This is a genomic window from Terriglobales bacterium (assembly GCA_035487355.1).
In the GTDB taxonomy this organism is placed as follows: Bacteria; Acidobacteriota; Terriglobia; order Terriglobales; family Acidobacteriaceae; genus QIAW01.
On record DATHMF010000118.1, the window covers coordinates 1 to 18,336 of the forward strand.

Annotated in this window: 12 protein-coding genes; 9 read left to right on the top strand and 3 right to left on the bottom strand. The window is 55.8% G+C overall.

The genetic code is table 11. From position 1 onward, the window contains the following. Window positions 1-362: 362 nt before the first annotated feature. The 5 genes from VK738_21790 to VK738_21810 all read left to right on the top strand — a co-directional run bounded on the left by VK738_21790 (window position 363) and on the right by VK738_21810 (window position 5,664). Entirely contained in the window at window positions 363-1,148 is a 786-nt protein-coding gene (locus VK738_21790) for a DUF4184 family protein (GenBank protein ID HTD25296.1), read from the top strand. A gap of 88 nt (window positions 1,149-1,236) precedes the next feature. After that, window positions 1,237-1,698, top strand: coding sequence for a BlaI/MecI/CopY family transcriptional regulator (locus tag VK738_21795; GenBank protein ID HTD25297.1), 462 nt, complete (start codon window positions 1,237-1,239; stop codon window positions 1,696-1,698). Between the two features lie 2 nt (window positions 1,699-1,700). Continuing rightward, entirely contained in the window at window positions 1,701-2,711 is a 1,011-nt protein-coding gene (locus VK738_21800; GenBank protein ID HTD25298.1) for a M56 family metallopeptidase, read from the top strand. Between the two features lie 159 nt (window positions 2,712-2,870). Beyond that, window positions 2,871-3,608, top strand: coding sequence for a metallophosphoesterase family protein (locus VK738_21805; protein HTD25299.1), 738 nt, complete (start codon window positions 2,871-2,873; stop codon window positions 3,606-3,608). A 469-nt stretch (window positions 3,609-4,077) separates the two neighbouring features. Continuing rightward, on the top strand, window positions 4,078-5,664 hold the full coding sequence (locus VK738_21810) for a PQQ-binding-like beta-propeller repeat protein (GenBank protein HTD25300.1): 1,587 nt from the start codon (window positions 4,078-4,080) through the stop codon (window positions 5,662-5,664). A gap of 1 nt (window position 5,665) precedes the next feature. Here the strand turns inward: VK738_21810 and VK738_21815 are convergent, their stop codons facing one another. Together VK738_21815 and VK738_21820 are read right to left on the bottom strand one after the other, a co-directional pair. After that, complete coding sequence (locus tag VK738_21815; protein HTD25301.1) at window positions 5,666-7,243, bottom strand: glycosyltransferase family 39 protein; 1,578 nt, start codon at window positions 7,241-7,243, stop codon at window positions 5,666-5,668. A gap of 226 nt (window positions 7,244-7,469) precedes the next feature. Continuing rightward, window positions 7,470-8,225, bottom strand: a complete 756-nt coding sequence (locus VK738_21820; protein HTD25302.1) for a Bax inhibitor-1/YccA family protein — start codon at window positions 8,223-8,225, stop codon at window positions 7,470-7,472. 195 nt (window positions 8,226-8,420) lie between these two features. Between VK738_21820 and VK738_21825 the strand changes: the two genes are divergently transcribed. From VK738_21825 to garD, 4 genes are all read left to right on the top strand, one after another. After that, window positions 8,421-9,068: a DUF4919 domain-containing protein gene (locus VK738_21825; GenBank protein HTD25303.1), complete on the top strand. Its 648-nt coding sequence runs from the start codon at window positions 8,421-8,423 to the stop codon at window positions 9,066-9,068. 153 nt (window positions 9,069-9,221) lie between these two features. Further along, the gene (locus VK738_21830; protein HTD25304.1) at window positions 9,222-10,544 is read left to right on the top strand and encodes a glycoside hydrolase family 18 protein; all 1,323 of its coding nucleotides are present in this window, start codon (window positions 9,222-9,224) and stop codon (window positions 10,542-10,544) included. A gap of 124 nt (window positions 10,545-10,668) precedes the next feature. Next, complete coding sequence (locus tag VK738_21835) at window positions 10,669-12,396, top strand: SMP-30/gluconolactonase/LRE family protein (GenBank protein HTD25305.1); 1,728 nt, start codon at window positions 10,669-10,671, stop codon at window positions 12,394-12,396. Between the two features lie 10 nt (window positions 12,397-12,406). After that, complete coding sequence (garD, locus tag VK738_21840; GenBank protein HTD25306.1) at window positions 12,407-13,945, top strand: galactarate dehydratase; 1,539 nt, start codon at window positions 12,407-12,409, stop codon at window positions 13,943-13,945. An 80-nt stretch (window positions 13,946-14,025) separates the two neighbouring features. On the opposite strand, the gene VK738_21845 is transcribed toward garD, so the two are convergent. Continuing rightward, window positions 14,026-17,649: a TonB-dependent receptor gene (locus VK738_21845; GenBank protein ID HTD25307.1), complete on the bottom strand. Its 3,624-nt coding sequence runs from the start codon at window positions 17,647-17,649 to the stop codon at window positions 14,026-14,028. Window positions 17,650-18,336: the final 687 nt, after the last annotated feature.

Sequence of the window (18,336 nt, forward strand, 5' to 3'; positions counted from 1 at the left end):
CGCCGCTGATGCGCGCTCCGCTGCTGTCGCGAATCGTGCCGGCAAGGGCGCCGTCGGGGTTCTGGGCAACCGCATAAGGTGCGATCAAAAACAGAAAAAGCAACGCAGCCATGAAACGCAGAGAAATGGAACGCACGGAAGTGAAACCAGAAACGTGCTTTGACAAAACCATCACGAACTCTCCAGGTTCTAGGGAAATATTTCTGCAGAAAATGTGGCAAGTGTTTACAGCTTAGAAACCTAATGTAGCTGAGCCCGTGCAACTACTACCAACGCTCGTAGTTGGCCCGGCAGTTGAGCGGACTTGGAGATCCGCTTACCTTGAGCAGATCTGGTCGGAACTTTGAGTCATAATCTTAGTGATGCCCTTCACTCTTTCTCACGCCGCCGCGGCTCTACCCTTGCGGCGTTTAAAACTGGTTACATCGGCGCTGGTTATCGGTACTCTTGCGCCTGATTTTGAGTATTTCCTCCGCCTCGCTCCGGATGATGGATATGGCCATACTTTGCAGGGGGCGTTCCTGTTGACCCTGCCTCTCGCACTTGTGACACTCTGGCTCTTCCATGCTTTCGTCAAGTTGCCTCTGGTGGGGCTCTTTCCCGATAGCATCGAGCGGAGATTAGTTGGTTATCTCGAGGAATTCCGTTTCGCAGGAGCAGCAAGGTTCGCACTGATTGTCGTCTCCATTTCGGTGGGAATTGCCACACATCTGGTGTGGGACTCCTTTACCCATTCGGGCACATGGCTGTACCGTAACGGGCCGTTTCTTGGCCAACCCATGAAGATTTTGTTCTTTGGACCAATTCCGGCTTACAGGGTTTTTCAACACACAAGTACTATTGTGGGAATTGCTGCCCTCTCGATCTGGCTGCTGTTGTGGTATCGAAATACCAAACCTTCCGCACAACCTCTAAGCCAAAGTCTGCCAACACGCCGAAAGGTTGTCATTCTTGTCACGGTAGCAGCAATCGCTCTGGTGGGAGCCGCCATTCGATCAATTATCGCGGTCGGAATCCCGGCCAACTATCTGGTTGAGAGGCGGTTTGTAGGTCTATGGGTCGTAACCTTGATCTCTCTGTTATGGTGGCAACTTGTGTTCTACGGAGTCTTGCGGACCAGGCTTCAAAGGACTGACCACTTAGCGTGAATCGAAAATGCAGCAAGTTTGATCGGGTTGCTCTGAACTTGAAACTCGAAACTGAAAACTGCTGCTAGCAGTGTAGAATGGTCGGGTCATGAGCTTTCCTCGATTTACCCTGCGCGGCTTCCGGCGTCCTCGCGAAGTAGCACGCCTGTCGCTGGGTGAGCTGGAGCGGCGCGCCATGGAGGTGGTCTGGCAGAAGCAGGAGCTCTCCGTGCGCGACCTGTTTCACGAGTTGAAGCAGAAGTGGGCTTACACCACGCTCATGACCACGCTCGACCGGCTGCACAAAAAGGGCATACTGAACCGCCGCAAAGAGCGCCGGGCGTTTTTCTATTCGCCGCGCATCTCGCGCGAACAGCTTGAGCAGGGAATTGCCACCGACCTGATTGATTCGCTACTGGCGCACAGCTCCAATGGGACTGGCCCGCTGCTCTCCTGTTTCGTGGAAGTCGTGAGCGAGAAAGACCGCAAGCTGCTCGATGAATTGGAGCGCCTGGTGCGTGAGAAGCGCCGCAAGCTGCAGGAGCGAAACCACTCTCAGGAGGAAGAATAGCCATGTACTTCGCCCTGGGAGCATCTCTCGCGCTGGCCGGCTTCCTTCTGTTGAACGCCTGCTTTTCTCTCTGCGTAAACTTTGTTTTCCGCCTGGTGCAAAAAACTGCCGCAGAGCGTCCGCGCGCGACGTTTTTCTTTTTGCTGCGGATACTCCCCGCCTGCGCCTCGGCGCTCTGCATTTTGTCGCTTGTGATTCCCTCGTACTTTATTTTGGAGCCGCGCGGCACATCCGAGCGCATTGGATGGGCCTTGAGCTTGCTCGCGGCGCTCGCTACCTTGCTGCTGGCGCATGCACTGCTTCAGGGTGCGGCTTCGTGGAACAGAAGCCGGCTTATCTTGCGCGATTGGCTACAGCGGAGCCAGCCCGTCTCTTTGCCCGGGGTCAACATCCCCGCATATAAGTTGCCCGCTGATAATTTGAAGGAGCCATTTCCCGTTGTTGCCGTCATTGGCGCTCTGCGCCCGCGCCTGTTTATCTCTGAGCATGTGTTCGATGCATTGAATGGAGAAGAGTTCGCGGCCACGCTACAGCACGAAATTGGACACATTATAGCGCGCGACAACTTGAAGCGCTGGCTGGCGCGGATGTGTCCGGCGGTTCTGCCCTTTCTGCCTCGGGCCGGAAGATTGGATCGCGTGTGGCATGCAGCTTCAGAGGAATGCGCCGACATCTATGCCGTGCAAAAGGGAAACGCCGCGCCTTTGAGCCTGGCCTCGGCCTTGATCAAAGTTTCGCGCATGATGCCGCCTTGCAATGAGCAGGCTATTCCCACGGGGGCTTACTTCCTGGGCCGGGAAGATCTGCCTGATGTTGCCCGCCGCGTCCACGTGTTGCTCGACGCCGCCGATTCTTCCGGAGCAGTTGCGGTATCCCAAAGTGCAACTCGCCGGAAGCAGTTTCTACTTTTCGGACTGCTCGCTTCCTCAACCCTTCTTTTGGTGCTCTCTTACCCAACTTTGCTGCTGGGCGTGCATGAAGTGCTGGAACAATTCCTCCATCTGGTCAGCTAGAGCTGTTTCACAACCAATTCGGAGAGTCCCGCAAGGGACGAAGTATAGTAGCCCAGCGCTTCAGCGCTGGGGAGCGGTGGAAATTTGAGCCCAGTCCCGTAGGGACAGTGCCACAAGCACCATCGAATTCATTCGTTATTGTGTTAGCTTCAAAGCACGATGCAACTCCGCTTCGCCGCAATTGCCGACATTCACGGAAACATCTGGGCGCTTGAGGCCGTGCTTGCCGACATCCGCAGCCGCAGCGTTGATTTGATTGTCAATTTAGGAGACCACCTCTACGGCCCGCTCGACCCGATCAGGACCGCGGACCGCCTGATTGTGCTCGATTTGCCTTCCATCAGTGGAAATCAAGACCGCGAACTCATCGCCTCCACTCCCGCTCAAGGTACGCTGCAGGAAAATCGTGGTGCATTGCGCGAAGAACATCGTACCTGGCTTGGCAAATTGCCCTCCACGTTGTTGTGGCCGGAACAGGATGTGCTGTTATGCCATGGCACGCCTTTTGCCGATGACGTTTACCTACTGGAACAGGTTCATGCCGAGGGCGTTTCCCTGGCAACTCCCGAAAAAATCCTCTCGCTGCTGGGCGGAGTTTCACACTCTCTTATTCTCTGCGGCCACAGTCATGTCCCGCGAACTGTCACATTGCCGCAAGGCTCGACGATTGTAAATCCCGGAAGCGTCGGGCTGCAGGCCTATACCGACGACCTTCCTCTACCCCATGCCATGCAAACCGGCAGCCCGCATGCGCGCTACGCAATTCTGACCCGGCACAAGCATGGCTGGCAGGTTGAGCACATTTCCGTGGTTTACGACTGGAACCATGCCGCCGAAGTTGCTGCCCGCAATGGGCGTGCGGACTGGGGCCACTGCCTCAAAACTGGCCGCGCATAGCGACTTTTCCTGAAATGATATCAAAGCGGTATCAAATTGCTCCACTTTGAGGAATTCTCGCTTATCATTTCGCTTGAGGTATGCCTGCAGTTCGAGGCGCAGCAACACTGTTTAGCTGCGAGCACCTGGGACTAAGGGTAGAGCATTCAAGAATGCGGGCTTGTGCCCTGAGATCTTTGAAAATTTCGTTGTGTTGACCTTTTATTAGTTAAGCGCCGTCCTGCGTGAACCGAAGGCTGGGCCGCTGGAATCAATTAAAAGATCTGCAAATAGACTACTGTGCAAGTGGGTATATATCTCACCACATGTCATTTAATTTCAACGACTTAGCGCTTAAATGGACTCTCCAGCAAGTATCCCCTTCATGGCTCGCAGAAAAATGTATGCGCGTCGCTACGCGGAGTGCGAGGTTCTCTGCAAGTTTCTGCTCTCTGGTCGTTCCTTAAAAAGACGTGAAGGAGAATGTTCCATGAAGCAAAGACTCTTGCCTCTGTTCCTGACGGGCGCGCTGCTGGTCGTGGTTGCCGCTGGGTTTCATCATTACCGTGCGACTCTTTGGGCCGGCGATGAAAAGCACACCGATAAAACTCAGCCTGCCGCACAAAAGCCTACGCAGGCTCCCCCGTCCAATACTCCGCCAAAGAAGGTCGAGATCGCGCTTGATAAGGCTACCGACGTAGCGCTGCCCAAGATCGCGAATGATCTTGAGCCTGCGGTCTTCAAGACCGCCGACGGCAAAGCAGGATGGGTGGTGCGCATTCCTGGAGGGCGTCCCATCGCCACGCCCGCCTTCGCCGACGGCATGGTTTTCGTTGGTGGCGGATATGGCTCACACGAGTTTTATGCCTTCAACGCCGAAACCGGCGACTTGGTTTGGAAGATGCAAACCACCGATGACGGCCCCACCGCCGCTGTGGTTGAAGCCGGCTACGTCGCCTTCAACACCGAGAGCTGCACCCTGATTGTGGTGGATGAAAAAACCGGCAAGGTGATCTGGCAGGAGTGGCTGGGCGATCCGCTGATGAGCCAGCCGGCGATCTCCAAGGGACGTTTATTTATTGCTTATCCCGCCGGCCAGGGCGGTCATGGGCAGCAATCCAACGATGTTATGCAGAACGAAAGCGTGCAGAAAGAAAGTGTGGCCCCTAAACATGCCGCCGGTAGCCACGTTTTGCTCGCCGTTGACCTGAAGACCGGACGTCATCTCTGGGAGCAGGAAATTACCGGCGACGTCATCTCTGCGCCGGTAGTCTCAGGCGATAACGTTTATTTCACTTGCTTCGATGGGACCTCCTTTGCGCTGAACGCTGAGGACGGCAAGCTTCTATGGAAGAAGATGGATTCAGCAACCAGTGCGCCCGTGATTGCAGATGGCCAGGTATTGATCACGCGCCGGGAGCAGATCGCCGCTACGAACTACGAGGGCTTGACGCGCCTCGATCTCAAAGCTGGAGAGAACAAAGACAAGGCATTGATCGCCAAAGACAAAGCCGACTACCTTAACGCCGGTAACGGCGGAGGGGTCGCCATTACGACCGAGGCTCAGGGCGCGCTCGATTCAGGCGTGGGCTTCGGTAATGCTCCCGCGTCCGCGAAATTGGATGCTGCCAAGGAGAACGTCGGTGTCGCTACCGTTGCCGGCGCCTGGGCGTATCAGGGGTCGCGGGCGGCCTATAGCAAGGGCCAGATGCTGAATGCGCAAGGACATAATTTGAATTCCATCAACGCGGAAAACGGACGCGCCAACTGGCAGGCCGAAGTGACCGGCGCCAAGGTCAACGGCAATGCGCAGGTATTTTCTCCGCCCGCTCTCGGCCGCGACTATATGTACCTGAGCAGCGCCTGGGGGCATTTAGTTTCTGTCCGCCAAAAAGACGGCAGCGTGGGATTTAATTATTTCTTCAAGCAGCCCATGGTCTTTCAACCGGCACTGGCAAACGGCAATGTCTACGCGGGAACCGGACAGGGCTTGGTGATCTGCCTGAAAACCGGCAACGCAGATGCCGACGGCTGGTACGAATGGGGCGGAAACGCGCAGCACAACAAGGCGCAGTAGGTCAGAGCCATTTCTTCAATTGCGGCCAGAGCTTAGCCAGAGACCCGAACTTTGCCCCTTTGCAGATATAGACCGGAATGTTGCGCTCCAGAGCGTAAGGATTGTCAGAAGTTCCTACGTATTCCACGTGTTCGAATTTCTGCTCCAGATTTTCTTTGCTGTCTCCCACCACGATCATGCAATTGCCGGAGTAACCTCGCGGCCCCCAGAGAAAATAACTCTGGTGGCCGCTGAGGGCCGGGGGCAATCCGTAACGCGGGCCGAAGAAATCAATCGCTCCAGCCTGTCCGAAGTCCTGGGCAAAGATCCCGCAGTCGGGACGCTCCGCCGGGGTAAGCCGCAACCAGGCTTGGTTTACGGTTGCCACGATCTCTTCCCATCCAAATTGATCGGCGTAGCTCTGCGGCAGAATGGCGCGCATGTGGCTGTACTCGGTGCGCGGAGTCTTTAGAGGATTCTTCTTCATGTAGGCAACGAACACGTCAACCGGCATCACCGGGACCACCCACGGAGTTGCCCAAGCCGCTCCTGCAAGCAGGAAAACAATGATGGATGTTTTCAGCCAGGTTTGCCGCTGCAATCGCGCAATGCCGCTTTCGATCGTGATTGCCCCGGCGGCCAGCAGCATGGGATAAATGGGGGCGAGATAGTAATTCTTTCCCTTCATCACAATGAATACTGTGAGTGCGACCAGGTAGCACCAGCCCAGCATCCGGTAGGGCTTGAGCCGAGCGGAAAAAAGCAGCGCGATCACGCCCGTGATCCAGATGGGTGCGGTGAAGGGATGAATCAACAGCGTCTGCTGAAAGATGTACTCGAGGGGAGAGAGCTGAACGTCGCGGCCGCTGGCCTTGATGTTGCGCAGGAGTTCCAGGAACGGCCAGTGATGCTGCAGGTTCCAGATGAAGTTGGGAAGAAAAATCAGAAAGGCCGCAACCCCGCCCAACCAGATCCACTTGTTGGCAAAGGCGCGGCGCTGTTCGGTCAACAGCAGCCCGATCACGATTCCAAAGCCAAATATCGCAATGGAATACTTCTCTTCCATGCCGATTCCGGCAACTACGCCGAACCACAGCCAATAGCGCGGGTCATTACGCTGAATAGCCAGAATTGCGAAGTACGCGCAGCCCATCCACAGCAGCGGTTCGAGGCTGTTGCTGGTCATCAGGCTGCCGTCAGAGAGATACATGGGCACAATCGCTGCTGTGATTGCGGTGAGCAGGACGGCATAGCGCCGGCCGCCGAGTTCACGCGCGATCATGGCGCTCAGGACTATTAGCGCCGACGCGCCCAGGGCAGGAATGAAGCGAATGCTGCGCAGCGAGTCGCCCAGCACCAGCCGGCTGATCTTCACTAAAAACGGTATAAGCGGGGGATGGTCCACGTAACCCCAGGCGAGGTGGTTGCCGCAGGCCATGTAATCGAATTCGTCGCGAAAATATCCGTAGCGGTTGTTGAAAACGCAATGCAGCGCCAGCTCCGCCAGGGCAATGGCGATGACGATCATCATGCCGTTGGCCAGAAACGAGGACTGCTTTTCGTCCGCCGATCTCGGGATTGCAATTGCAGGGCTTGCCATATCTCTGGCAAGGATAATAAAGGATAGATAGAAAGTGGCCAAGAAGACAGTTTCGGGTTTCAAGTTTCCAGTTTCGAGCGAAAGTCCTCCAACGTTCTTGACTTGGGTTCCGAGGGTTAAGCGCCGGAAACAGCGCCCGTGTCAGGGTTTATCCGTGCCGAACAAGCACTTTAAGAGACAAAGCTTGAGCAGCCCTTTATTTCGATGAAAGCGGCGCCAGTTGTCCTTATCTTCTGCTGCGCAACTTTGACAGGAGCCGAAGGATTTCCAGATAGAGCCAGATCAGCGTGACCATCAGGCCAAAGGCTCCGTACCACTCCATGTATTTCGGCGCGCCGGCGCGGACCCCGTTTTCAATGAAGTCGAAATCGAGAACAAGGTTCAGGGCGGCAATAATGACCACAAAGACGCTGAATCCGATCCCAATCGGCCCCGCCGCATATACCGATGCGAACATGTGCACGCCGAAAAACCCGAGCAGCATGGTGATCAGGTAAAAAATCGCAATTCCGCCGGTGGCGGCCACCACGCCGAGCTTGAAACGTTCAGTCACCTTGATCAGACCTGAACTGTAGGCCAGCAACATAACAATCAAAGTCCCGAAGGTCAAAGCTACCGCCTGCATGGCGATTCCGGGAAAGCGCAGCTCCAGCAGGGCAGAAATACCGCCCAGCACCAGCCCTTCCAGCAGGGCATAGACCGGCGCCGTCACCGGTGACCACTCTTTCTTGAAGATGGTCACCATTGCCATCACAAACCCGCCAATTCCCCCGATTATCAAAAAAGGAAAAACGGTCTCGGGTGCAGGAGCATGCACGAAGGAGTGCCAGCTCCACGCCGCCGTGGCTATGGTGCAGAGCAGCAGGATCCCAGTTTTATTGACGGTGCCGGGGAGCGTCATTGCTTCTTCACCAAATGCCGTGCCCGCGGTTTGGAAGCTCTGCGCATTCAGGGCGGGATTCGAGGTTCTGATCAGTGCCATTGATTTCTCCTGCTTGCCGGCGGCCGGGAATGAAGTTCCGCGCGGCTGCAATCTACAGGAAGAATATCACGAGGCAAATTGCCGCCCACACAGCCTGGGTTTTAATCGAGGACCGGCGACTGAGGACTGGTTTTTTGGTGTCTAATGCAAGAAGAACGTCGCTCGACGTTCCTGCCTAGGGGAGGTTTCGGGCTTATGAAAATCTTTGCAAAAGGCATCGGTTTGGTGCTGCTAGCTGTTTGCGCTGCCGGCGGGGCCGAAAACGCCGCGAAAGCCAAATACCAGGCGCTGGTACAGCGGGCGCAATCCGGAGACCGCACCGTAGATCTCAATGAGCTTCGCATGGCTGCCGGAGAAGCGGGCATCGAGAGCGATGTTGACGCCCGCGAGAAACTCATGGCCGCGGCCAGCAAACACGACTTCAAGAAGATGGCAGAGGCGGCCGACGCCGTGCTGAACTCCAACTATGCCGATCTCGACGGCCAATTCTTCGCCAAGATCGCCGCCAAAGAGCTTGGCCAGCCAGAGAAGGCTGAGCTTCACGACTGGGTTGAGATGGGGCTATTGAAATCGTTGCGCAGTACTGGCGATGGACAATCGCCTGACACGGCTATGAAGGTCATATCCGTTGACGAGGAGTATTTCATTCTGCATGTGATGGGCCAAGAGGTCAAACGCCAGGCCTTGTCTGAATGTGCCGGCGCCCAATGCGACATCATGACCACCTTCGATCCTGAATCGAAACAGGAACATAAGTGGTATTTCAATGTTGAGATCCCGATGAAGCATTTGGCAGATGCGCTCGGAGAAAGTGACAAACCAGCTCCCAAAATTAAAAAATGATCTTCCACTCCTTTTCGGGCGGACATATTGCTATATAGCGTTATGGTAGCCATATAGAGGCAATACCGCTGATTAAAACAATTAGTTGCTAAAACTGCTATATAGTTCTATACTTGCGGCCGCTGGTATTTCCCCCCTCTGGAGGTAGCCTCAATGACACAGAGTTACTCAGCTCGTCGCTCCCTGTTCCTTGCCATGTTCTTCGCCATGCTGGCGCTTCTCACCTGCGTTCCGACCTTTGCCCAAAATGAAGATGAAGATCGAGATCGAGATGAAGATCATGGCGGCCGCCACGCCAAGGTTCTTGCCGGATACTTCGAAGAATGGAGCATCTACGGCGCCCACTACAACATCGCCGACCTGCAGAACAACGGCGTCGCCGACAAGATCACACACTTTTATTACGCCTTCGCTAACGTGGCTCCCACTTCGGGCGCGCCCGATGCGGCCTGCCACATTGCCGACTCATGGGCCGATTTTCAGACGCCCTTTTTGCCTCCGGTCAACGGCATTGCCGATACCGCCCCGTTGTTCGGTAACTTCGCGGAGTTAGTGAAGCTCAAGCAGCTTCATCCTAACCTGAAAATCCTGATCTCTCTGGGTGGCGCGTCGGCGGCCAACACCGCGGGATTTGTCTTCGCCGCCAGCACGCCGCAGTTGCGCGCGCAACTGGCGGCTTCGTGTATTGATATGTTTATCAAGGGCAACGTCGCTGCGGGCGTCACGACCGGCACTCTCTTCGACGGCATTGACGTTGACTGGGAGTTTCCCGCCGCCGCCGACAAACAAAACTTCACGCTGCTGCTCAAAGAGTTTCGCAAGCAACTGAATGCTCTCGGTGAGGCCAACGACACGCATTACCTGCTGACCATCGCCGCGCCGGCAGGGGAGCAGAATTTTTCGAATATCGAACTCGCCAAGGTCGCCCGGCAACTCGACTTCTTCAACATAGAAGGTTACGACTATCACGGCACCTGGGAGACCACCACCAATCACCACGCGCCGCTCTTCGGCTCCAGGACGAATCCGGATAACTTTTTCATCGAGTTCACCATTGATGCTTATCTCGATGCCGGCGTGCCCGCCCGAAAGCTGCTGCTGGGCGTCCCTTTCTACGGACGCGGCTGGACCGGCGTTCCCAATGTGAACCACGGTCTCTACCAGACTTCCACCGGAGCAGCCCCTTCGCCTGCAGGGGACACTCTCGCTACCAATGGCGTGGCCACCTTCGCCACACTGCAAGCCCAACCCGGGTTCCAGGGATTCTTCGATACCCACAGGCTGGCCCACTGGACCTACAATGCCACCACGCAAACCTTCTGGACGTTTGACGACCCGCTTACCCTGCAACTCAAGATGCTGTATGTGAATCGACGAGTCCGCAGAGGCTTAGGTGGAGCATTTTTCTGGGCGTTCAAAGATGACGATGCCAACGGCACTCTGGTAAAGACCATGGCTGCCGGTTTAGGACGCTGAGCAGTTCCACGATAGTGAACCAACCCCCCAATGCCAAATAACCGTAGAGACGCAGCATGCTGCGTCTCTACGGGCAAAGTCGCGTAGAATGTCGAAGGCTGATTATTCTGGTCCCCAAGACAAAATGCGCAAAATCTCACTTTTAGTTTTCCTTACGGTTATTTCTGCCGTGCTGCTGTGCGCCGAAGAGTACCCGCTCGGCCCAGACTCGCAGCGTCAGCCGGGCATCCCCAAGGGCACGGTCACAAAATATTCCTGGACGACCAGCAAGATTTTTCCGGGAACTACCCGCGACTACTGGATTTATGTGCCGGCGCAGTACAAGGCTGAGAAGCCCGCATGCGTAATGATCTTTCAGGATGGCAAGGGCATGGTGGACGAAGCCGGCAGCTTTCGCGTGCCCATCGTCTTTGACAACCTGATTCAGAAGGGCGATATGCCGGTGACAATCGGCGTATTCATCAATCCCGGAATCATGACGGCGCTCGGGCCCAATCAGCAGAACCGCTTCAACCGCAGCTTCGAATACGATGCTCTCGGCGACCGCTATGCCAGCTTCCTCATCGAGGAGATTCTGCCGGAGGTCGGTAAGCGCTACAACTTATCCAAAGATCCGAATGACTACGCCATCGCTGGGTCAAGTTCCGGCGGCATCGCTGCGTTCAACACGGCGTGGAACCGGCCTGACGCCTTTCGCCGGGTCATGAGTTTTATTGGGAGCTTCACCAATGTACGCGGGGGGCAGGACCTGGCTACGCTCATCCGTAAGACCGAGCCCAAGCCGCTGCGCGTCTTCCTGCAGGATGGCAGCGCTGACCTGAACATTTACGCCGGCAACTGGTTTCTAGGCAATCAGGAGATTTTTTCCGCGCTGCAGTTCGCCGGTTATGAGAGCACATTTACCATCGGCACCGAAGGCCACAATGGGAAGCACGGCGGGGCGATCCTGCCGGATGCGCTGCGCTGGTTGTGGAAAGATTATCCCAAGCCGGTGGCCAAGCCCACGCAGGTCAACGAACGCGGAGTTTATACCATTTTGGAGCCGGGCAAGGAGTGGGAGCTGTTGGGCGAGGGCTATGGTTTCGCCGACGGTCCTGCCGTGGATAAAGACGGCAACGTCTTTTTTACCGACAGCAAGAACAAGCGCATTCACAAGATCGACGCGAACGGCAAGATCAGCGTGTGGAAAGAAGACAGCGGCGGGGTCACTGGCATGATGTTTGGCCCGGATGGCAGGCTCTACGTCTGCCAGGGCACGCACATTGTTGCCTACACGCCTGATGGGAAAGAATCTGTGCTGGCCGAAGACGTGGATTCAAACGACCTCGCCGTCACGCTCAAGAATGAAGTTTATTTCACCGATCCGCCGGGACATCGTGTCTGGTTCATTGATGCCAAGGGCAATAAGCGCGTGGTCTATACCGGCATCGAGTTTCCCAACGGCGTACGCACCTCGCCCGACCAGTCTCTGCTTCTGGTGGATGATACGCACGGCAAGTGGGTGTGGTCATTCCAGATCCAGCCCGATGGGTCGCTGGAAAACGGCCAGCCCTTCTATCGTATGGAGACCCCCGACGACTCTTCGCAGAGCGGAGCCGACGGAATGACGCTCGACACCGAAGGCTTTCTCTATGTCACCACCAGGCTGGGGGTGCAGATTTGCGATCAGCCCGGACGCGTGGCGGCAATCATTAATAAGCCGCAAGGCAAGAGCCTTTCAAACATTGTTTTTGGCGGTCCCGATATGCAGTGGCTGTATGTCACCAATCGCGATAAGGTATACCGAAGGCATATGAAGCGCAAAGGCGTGGTCTCGTGGAACCTGGTTATGCCGCCGGTGCCGCGCTTGTAGGAGCTTTGCAGTGGAACCTCTCTACATCCGCGTACATGAGCGTGATAACGTCGCGATCATCGTCAACCCCGAAGGACTGCCCGCCGGCACGCGCTTCCCTGATGGCCTCACGCTCATCGAAAACATTCCGCAGGCCCACAAGGTGGCGCTCCGCGAGCTGAGCCGCGGAGAACCTGTAATTCGCTACGGCGAGATCATCGGATGGGCGTCAGACGCTGTCAAAACAGGTTCCTGGGTGCGTGAAGACTTGCTTGTGTTGCCGCAACCTCCTCCACTCGATGGTCTGTCACTGGCTACTGCGCCGCCTGCAGCGCAGCCTCCTCTTACCGGCTACAGCTTTGAAGGCTTTCGCAATCAAGATGGCAGCGTTGGCACGAAAAATATTCTCGGCATCACCACGACTGTGCAATGCGTTGCCCCGACAGTAGATTATGCCGTTCAGCGAATCAAAAAAGAAATTTTGCCGCGCTTCCCTAACGTGGATGACGTCATCGCCATTACCCACACCTATGGTTGCGGCGTTGCCATTGACGCGCCCGGCGCTGAAATCCCTATCAGCACGCTGAAGCACATCAGCACACACCCTAATCTGGGAGGAGCGCCGCTGATCGTCAGCCTGGGCTGCGAAAAGCTTCAGCCGGAGCGCCTGTTTCGCGCGCCGGACCTCGGGCAGTTGCAGGTCTTGAACAACGACGATCCGTTGCTGATCCGCATGCAAGATGAACGCGGTTTCGGCGAAGTGGTACGCGCAATCCTGAGCGCCGCGGAAAAGCGGCTGGAGCAATTGAACCGGCGGCAGCGCACGACTGTGCCGGCATCGGAGCTGGTGGTCGGTTCGCAGTGCGGCGGCAGTGATGCCTTTTCTGGTGTCACCTGCAATCCGGCGGTTGGTTATGCCGCAGATCTGCTGGTGCGCGCCGGCGCGACGGTGATGTTTTCAGAAGTAACCGAGGTGCGCGACGCGGTCCACCTGCTCACGCCGCGCGCTATTAATGAGGATGTGGCCCGCGCCCTGATTCGCGAGATGAAGTGGTATGACGACTACCTGGCGCGCGGCTCGGCTGACCGCAGTGACAATCCGACGCCGGGCAACAAGCGCGGTGGACTGGCGAACGTGGTAGAAAAAGCGCTGGGTTCAGTCGCCAAGGCGGGCACTTCTGCGCTCATGGCGGTTGCAGCGCAGGGCGAGAAGGTCACAGCTAAAGGTTTGGTTTTTGCCGCTACTCCCGCAAGTGACTTCATCTGCGGAACACAACAGCTTGCCTCGATGAACCTTCATATTTTCACCACGGGTGAGGGAAGTCCCTATGGTTTGGCGATGGTGCCGGTAATCAAAGTTTCTTCGCGCACAGCATTGGCTGAGCGCTGGCCCGACCTGATTGATATTGACGCCGGCCGCATCGCTACAGGCACTGCCACAATAGAAGAGGTTGGGTGGGAGATATTCCGCTTTATGCTTGATGTGGCCAGCGGCAAGAAGAAAACCTGGGCCGACCACTGGGGGCTGCACAACGCGCTGGCGCCGTTCAATCCGGGGCCGGTGACGTAGCTTTCTTCAGACAAGAAAGAAAAAAGCCTGCCGATATTCGGCAGGCTTTTTGCTTGTAAAACTTCAGAAACGATATCGCTTCAGAAGGTGATCTTGGCCCCAAAGTAGAACACTCGTCCTTGGGCATTGCTGAATTCCGGATGGGCAAAGCCGGTGAAGAAGGATGTATTTGGATTAGAAGACGGGGCCCGCCCGGCATCTTCCACGAACGTATCTACACTCGCAAAGTTGAAATGATTCAGGGCATTGACCGCGGTGACACGGAGCTCCAGGCCTATGCGTTCCGTGATCCTGGTTTGCTTGGAGATGCTGAAGTTAAGGATGTTCTGGGGCGCATCGCGCAAGGCATTGCGCGGCACATTGCCGAAAGGTGTGCCGAACAACTGTTGAGCCGTGCGAGCGTTGATAATGAAGCGGACCTGGTCGGCCGTGGCAGTCACGGGCGCCTGGCCAGGCTGTGTTCCTGGACCTGTCCCGGGGAAGCCACTCGGACCAATAGCATTCAAAGAGTTCAAACTGAGAAGCTGGATTGGAGCAGTGATGGCTGTGTTGCAGGCGCCAGGGAATGCAGCGTTATTCGCAGGAGTTATGCCCAAAAATGCCCTGCAATAATCAGAAGCAAAGACGCCAACGCTATCCGCACGGGCATGCCGGTTGCCATAGAACGGCCGCGCGACATCAGGGCCAGCAAACGGGCTGACGAAGGCGCTATCGTAGTAATTTCCAGCAGCGGTGTTTCGGGCTTCGCTAAATACCTGGAGTGGGGTATAAGGCTGGCCTGAAGCCCAAATATAGTTACCCGAAACAGCCCAACCTCCCAGCAAATGACCGGTGACGCCGTGCTGTTCCTTAAAGAACGGCAGTTGTTCGGTAAACAGAAGGGTGAACGTGTGCGGGACATCAAGGCCTGAAATTGAGTATTCAGCCCCTTTGGTCGAGACCGGGTTCTGGGAGAAGGCCAGGGTGTTGCCGGCCGTATCCGTGCTGAAGATTTCACTGGTGTTGTCCAAGGTTTTGCTCCAGGTATAGCCGGTGCGCATGGTCAACTGCTTGAACAGGTTGTTGGCGCGGAACTCCAACTGCAATCCGTTGTAATACGAATAACCGCTGTTTGTCCGGCTCTGGAAGATTCCATCACTGCAGCTTACACGTCCCACGGCAATAGGATTGAACGCCTGCGCCGCAGGGCAAGGAGTGAGATTGTCAGGCACCAGGGTGGGGAAATCAGTCTTGAGGTCGGCAATAAAAGGATTACCATTCACCGACTGGAACAAATCGGTGGCGCGATTGCCCACGTAGCGGGCTTCAAAGGCCGAATTCCTAGTGATCTCGCGTTCGACTCCGAAACTCCAGCTATCAACCCGGTCGGGCCGAAGATTCGGAGAGACGGTGGTCTGGAGGTTGAGCCGCGGATCGAGCACTCCATGGGTAATGAACGGCGCCAGTTGAGCCCGCACCGCATCGCCCGAGGGAACGGCGGGCAGAGGTTTCGAGTTTGCTGCTGCGCCGGTGAAGGTTTGCGAGAACGATGCCGGCGACGAACTGGCCAGGTTGAGATAAATGTTGTAAAACGCCGGGTCGTAGGCAATGCGGTATCCACCACGAATCACGGTCTTGCCGTTTCCGGTCAGGAACCCTCCCCACTGCGGAGAGTAGGCAAAGCCTATGCTGGGACCGAAATTGGTTGCGACCGTAGGAATTGCGGGGGTTGTCCGCGCCGAGAGAGGAAGCGCAGGGTTCCAGAAAGCTGTACCGACGTTGCTCTCCCGTTCAGTGGAGATATTGTTGAGCAGGTTGGCCGGCTGGGTGAAATAGCTCCAGGTCAGCCCCAGATTCAGGGTCAAATTCTGCGTGACCTTCCAGTCATCCCCGAAATAAAGCGAGGTGTTGTCCTCGCGGAAATCGAGTTCCGGGGCGCCCGTACCTTGTGAGAGCACAATATTGTTCGGCTGATTGGTGACGAAAAAGGTGTTTGGGCTTGCGAAGCGAAACTGGCCGTTGACCGCGGGAGAGAAGAAGTTGGGGCTGCGCTGGTAGGTGTAGTTCACTCCTGCCTTCAACTGGTGCTTGCCCAGCACATAGTTCCAGTTATCCTGCGCCTGCCAGGTGTTCACGATGCGTCCCTGGGGAAAATTTGTGGCGGTTCCAAAGGGCAGCATGCCGCCGATATTCACATTCGCGAGCCCATCCTTGATGTGCCTGAAATCTGGCTCAAAAGGATTGCCGTTGTCATTGCCGCCGAAGTCAACGTTTAAGCGCCCATAAGAGACGCGAGCCTCGTTGACCATGTGGGCGGTAAGGTTGTGAGTCCAGCTCAGCAACAGGTCATTCGAAGTTACTGGTTCATTGACCAGCCATCCGCCAGCGCCGTTGCCGTCGCTAGCGTTGAAAAACGTGCTTCGATTGAAGAGATAGCGGGCGGTGATGGTGTCGCTGCCCAGTTGCCAGTCAGCTCTTACTATTGTGTTGAAGATATGCGACGGTGTTGACACCGTGCGTGTCACCGTACCGAACTGAACCGCTGGACAAACGATAGCGAAGGTAGTGGGATTCCTGATGTCTACGTTGCTAAACAGCCCGGTGAAGGGGTTCGGAGCCGGGGTCGGGTTGCCGATGGGAAAGGCGTAGGGTCCAAATTGCTTTAAAGCGCTCAGGGAATTGGCATTGATGGCCGCGCCGCAGGCCGTCAATTGCGCCAATCCAAGCGGCGTTGGAGTTTGACTGCCGCTGGCGTAGACGGTGCTGGTGTTGATAATCTGGTCGTCAAAACCGCCAAATATAAACAACTTGTTCTTGATCACCGGGCCGCCGATGGTGAATCCGCTGAATTGCTCAGTTCTGCTTCGGGGGTTCGTTCCCTTGGTCTCTTTCGTGAACGCCTGGAAGCTGCTGAGCGCGTTTAGAGACGAAGTATTGATATCGCCATACACGTTTCCATGCCAGGCATTGGTGCCGGTCTTGGTAATCAGGTTGACTACCGAGCCCGAATAGCGGCCATACTCCGGACCGGGATTGCTGCTAATGATTACGTACTGTTGCAGGAAGTTCGGGTCCCTTAAATTCAGGGCCGGCCCAGTCACGCTGTTGTCATTGTTGTTCTGGCCGTCAATCTGCTGGTTGTTATTACGCCCACGCAAACCGTTGGTCGAAAATCCAACGCCATTGCTGATGGAGAAAGTAATGTCTCGCGTGTTCACCAGGCCGGGCACAAATAGCGCCATACGGTCGAGGCCCTCATACTCCTGGGTGCCGACAAAATTATTGAGCGTAGTATCGGAGAATGAGTTGATGATCTGCGGCTGGCTGCTTTGCAGCGTCTGGGCCGTCGCCGAGACGTCATTGGCCAGCCCAGCCGAACCCGCGCCCAACCGCAACGAACCCAAATAATTGTCGCTGCCGGGCAGGACAATTACGCCTTCGGTTGTCCTGGCCGCGAAGCCTTGCTTGTTGATTTCCAACTTGTAATTTCCGGTGGGCAGCAGGTTGAGCCGGAATAGACCTGAATTGTCGCTTTGGGTGATATAAGCAGCACCGGTCTCTACCTGGGTCGCCTTTACTTCTGCGCCAGAGACGACCGCACCTTGAGGATCGGTCACGCTCCCGGAAATCGAGCCCTTCAGTACCTGGGCCAGCGATGGAATGCTCCATACCGCGGCCAATACTATGACAGCCAGTACAATCTTGCCGTACCGTTTCCTATTCATTTTTTTATCTCTCCTGTACGCTTCTGAAATTTGTGGGATTGGCGATCTGTAGAGCCAATCTCCTGCAATGCAATTCCCTACGTTGGGGCCCACTTTCACTGGCTGTACCCATAGGCGGTCATCGCCCACAAAAACACCTCGTGACGTGCCAGCTCAATCAGTTTTCGTATAACTACTAGTACGCAGTCCATGCAGGAGTAGGATTGGACTTCAGCCCAAAAAATATCCTGCAAGCCTTTGACTTTGTGCTATTGGGTAGAGGCCAATTGTAATGCACCAAAAATGGAATAAGACATCTTTATTTGCCGTCCCACAATCCGAAACTCTCAAAATGGGAAAGTCTGAAAAGCATTAAATTCAAGGTCATTGACCTTTTTGGTCTACAAAATATACGCAAAGCCCCCAGCCCCCGGATTGGCAGGCTGCCTGGACATTGAATGCCTTTAAGACTCCCAGTTTGACGGATAGTGCTGTAGCAGATGTTTTCGTTTCGCCGGGGGGTAGGGTTGATATACCCGGGCTTTTTGTACGGTGCAAGGCAGTACCCCCACCCCACTTGCTGCTTGGGTCTGAAGTGCCCCCCAATCGCGCCTGCCCCGCGTCGTTGCTGGCGAAAATCAATTTAGAGCGGGGGACTTGCTGGTGGTCTAAAAGCAGTTTCAGGTTTCAAGTTTCGAGTTTCAAAAA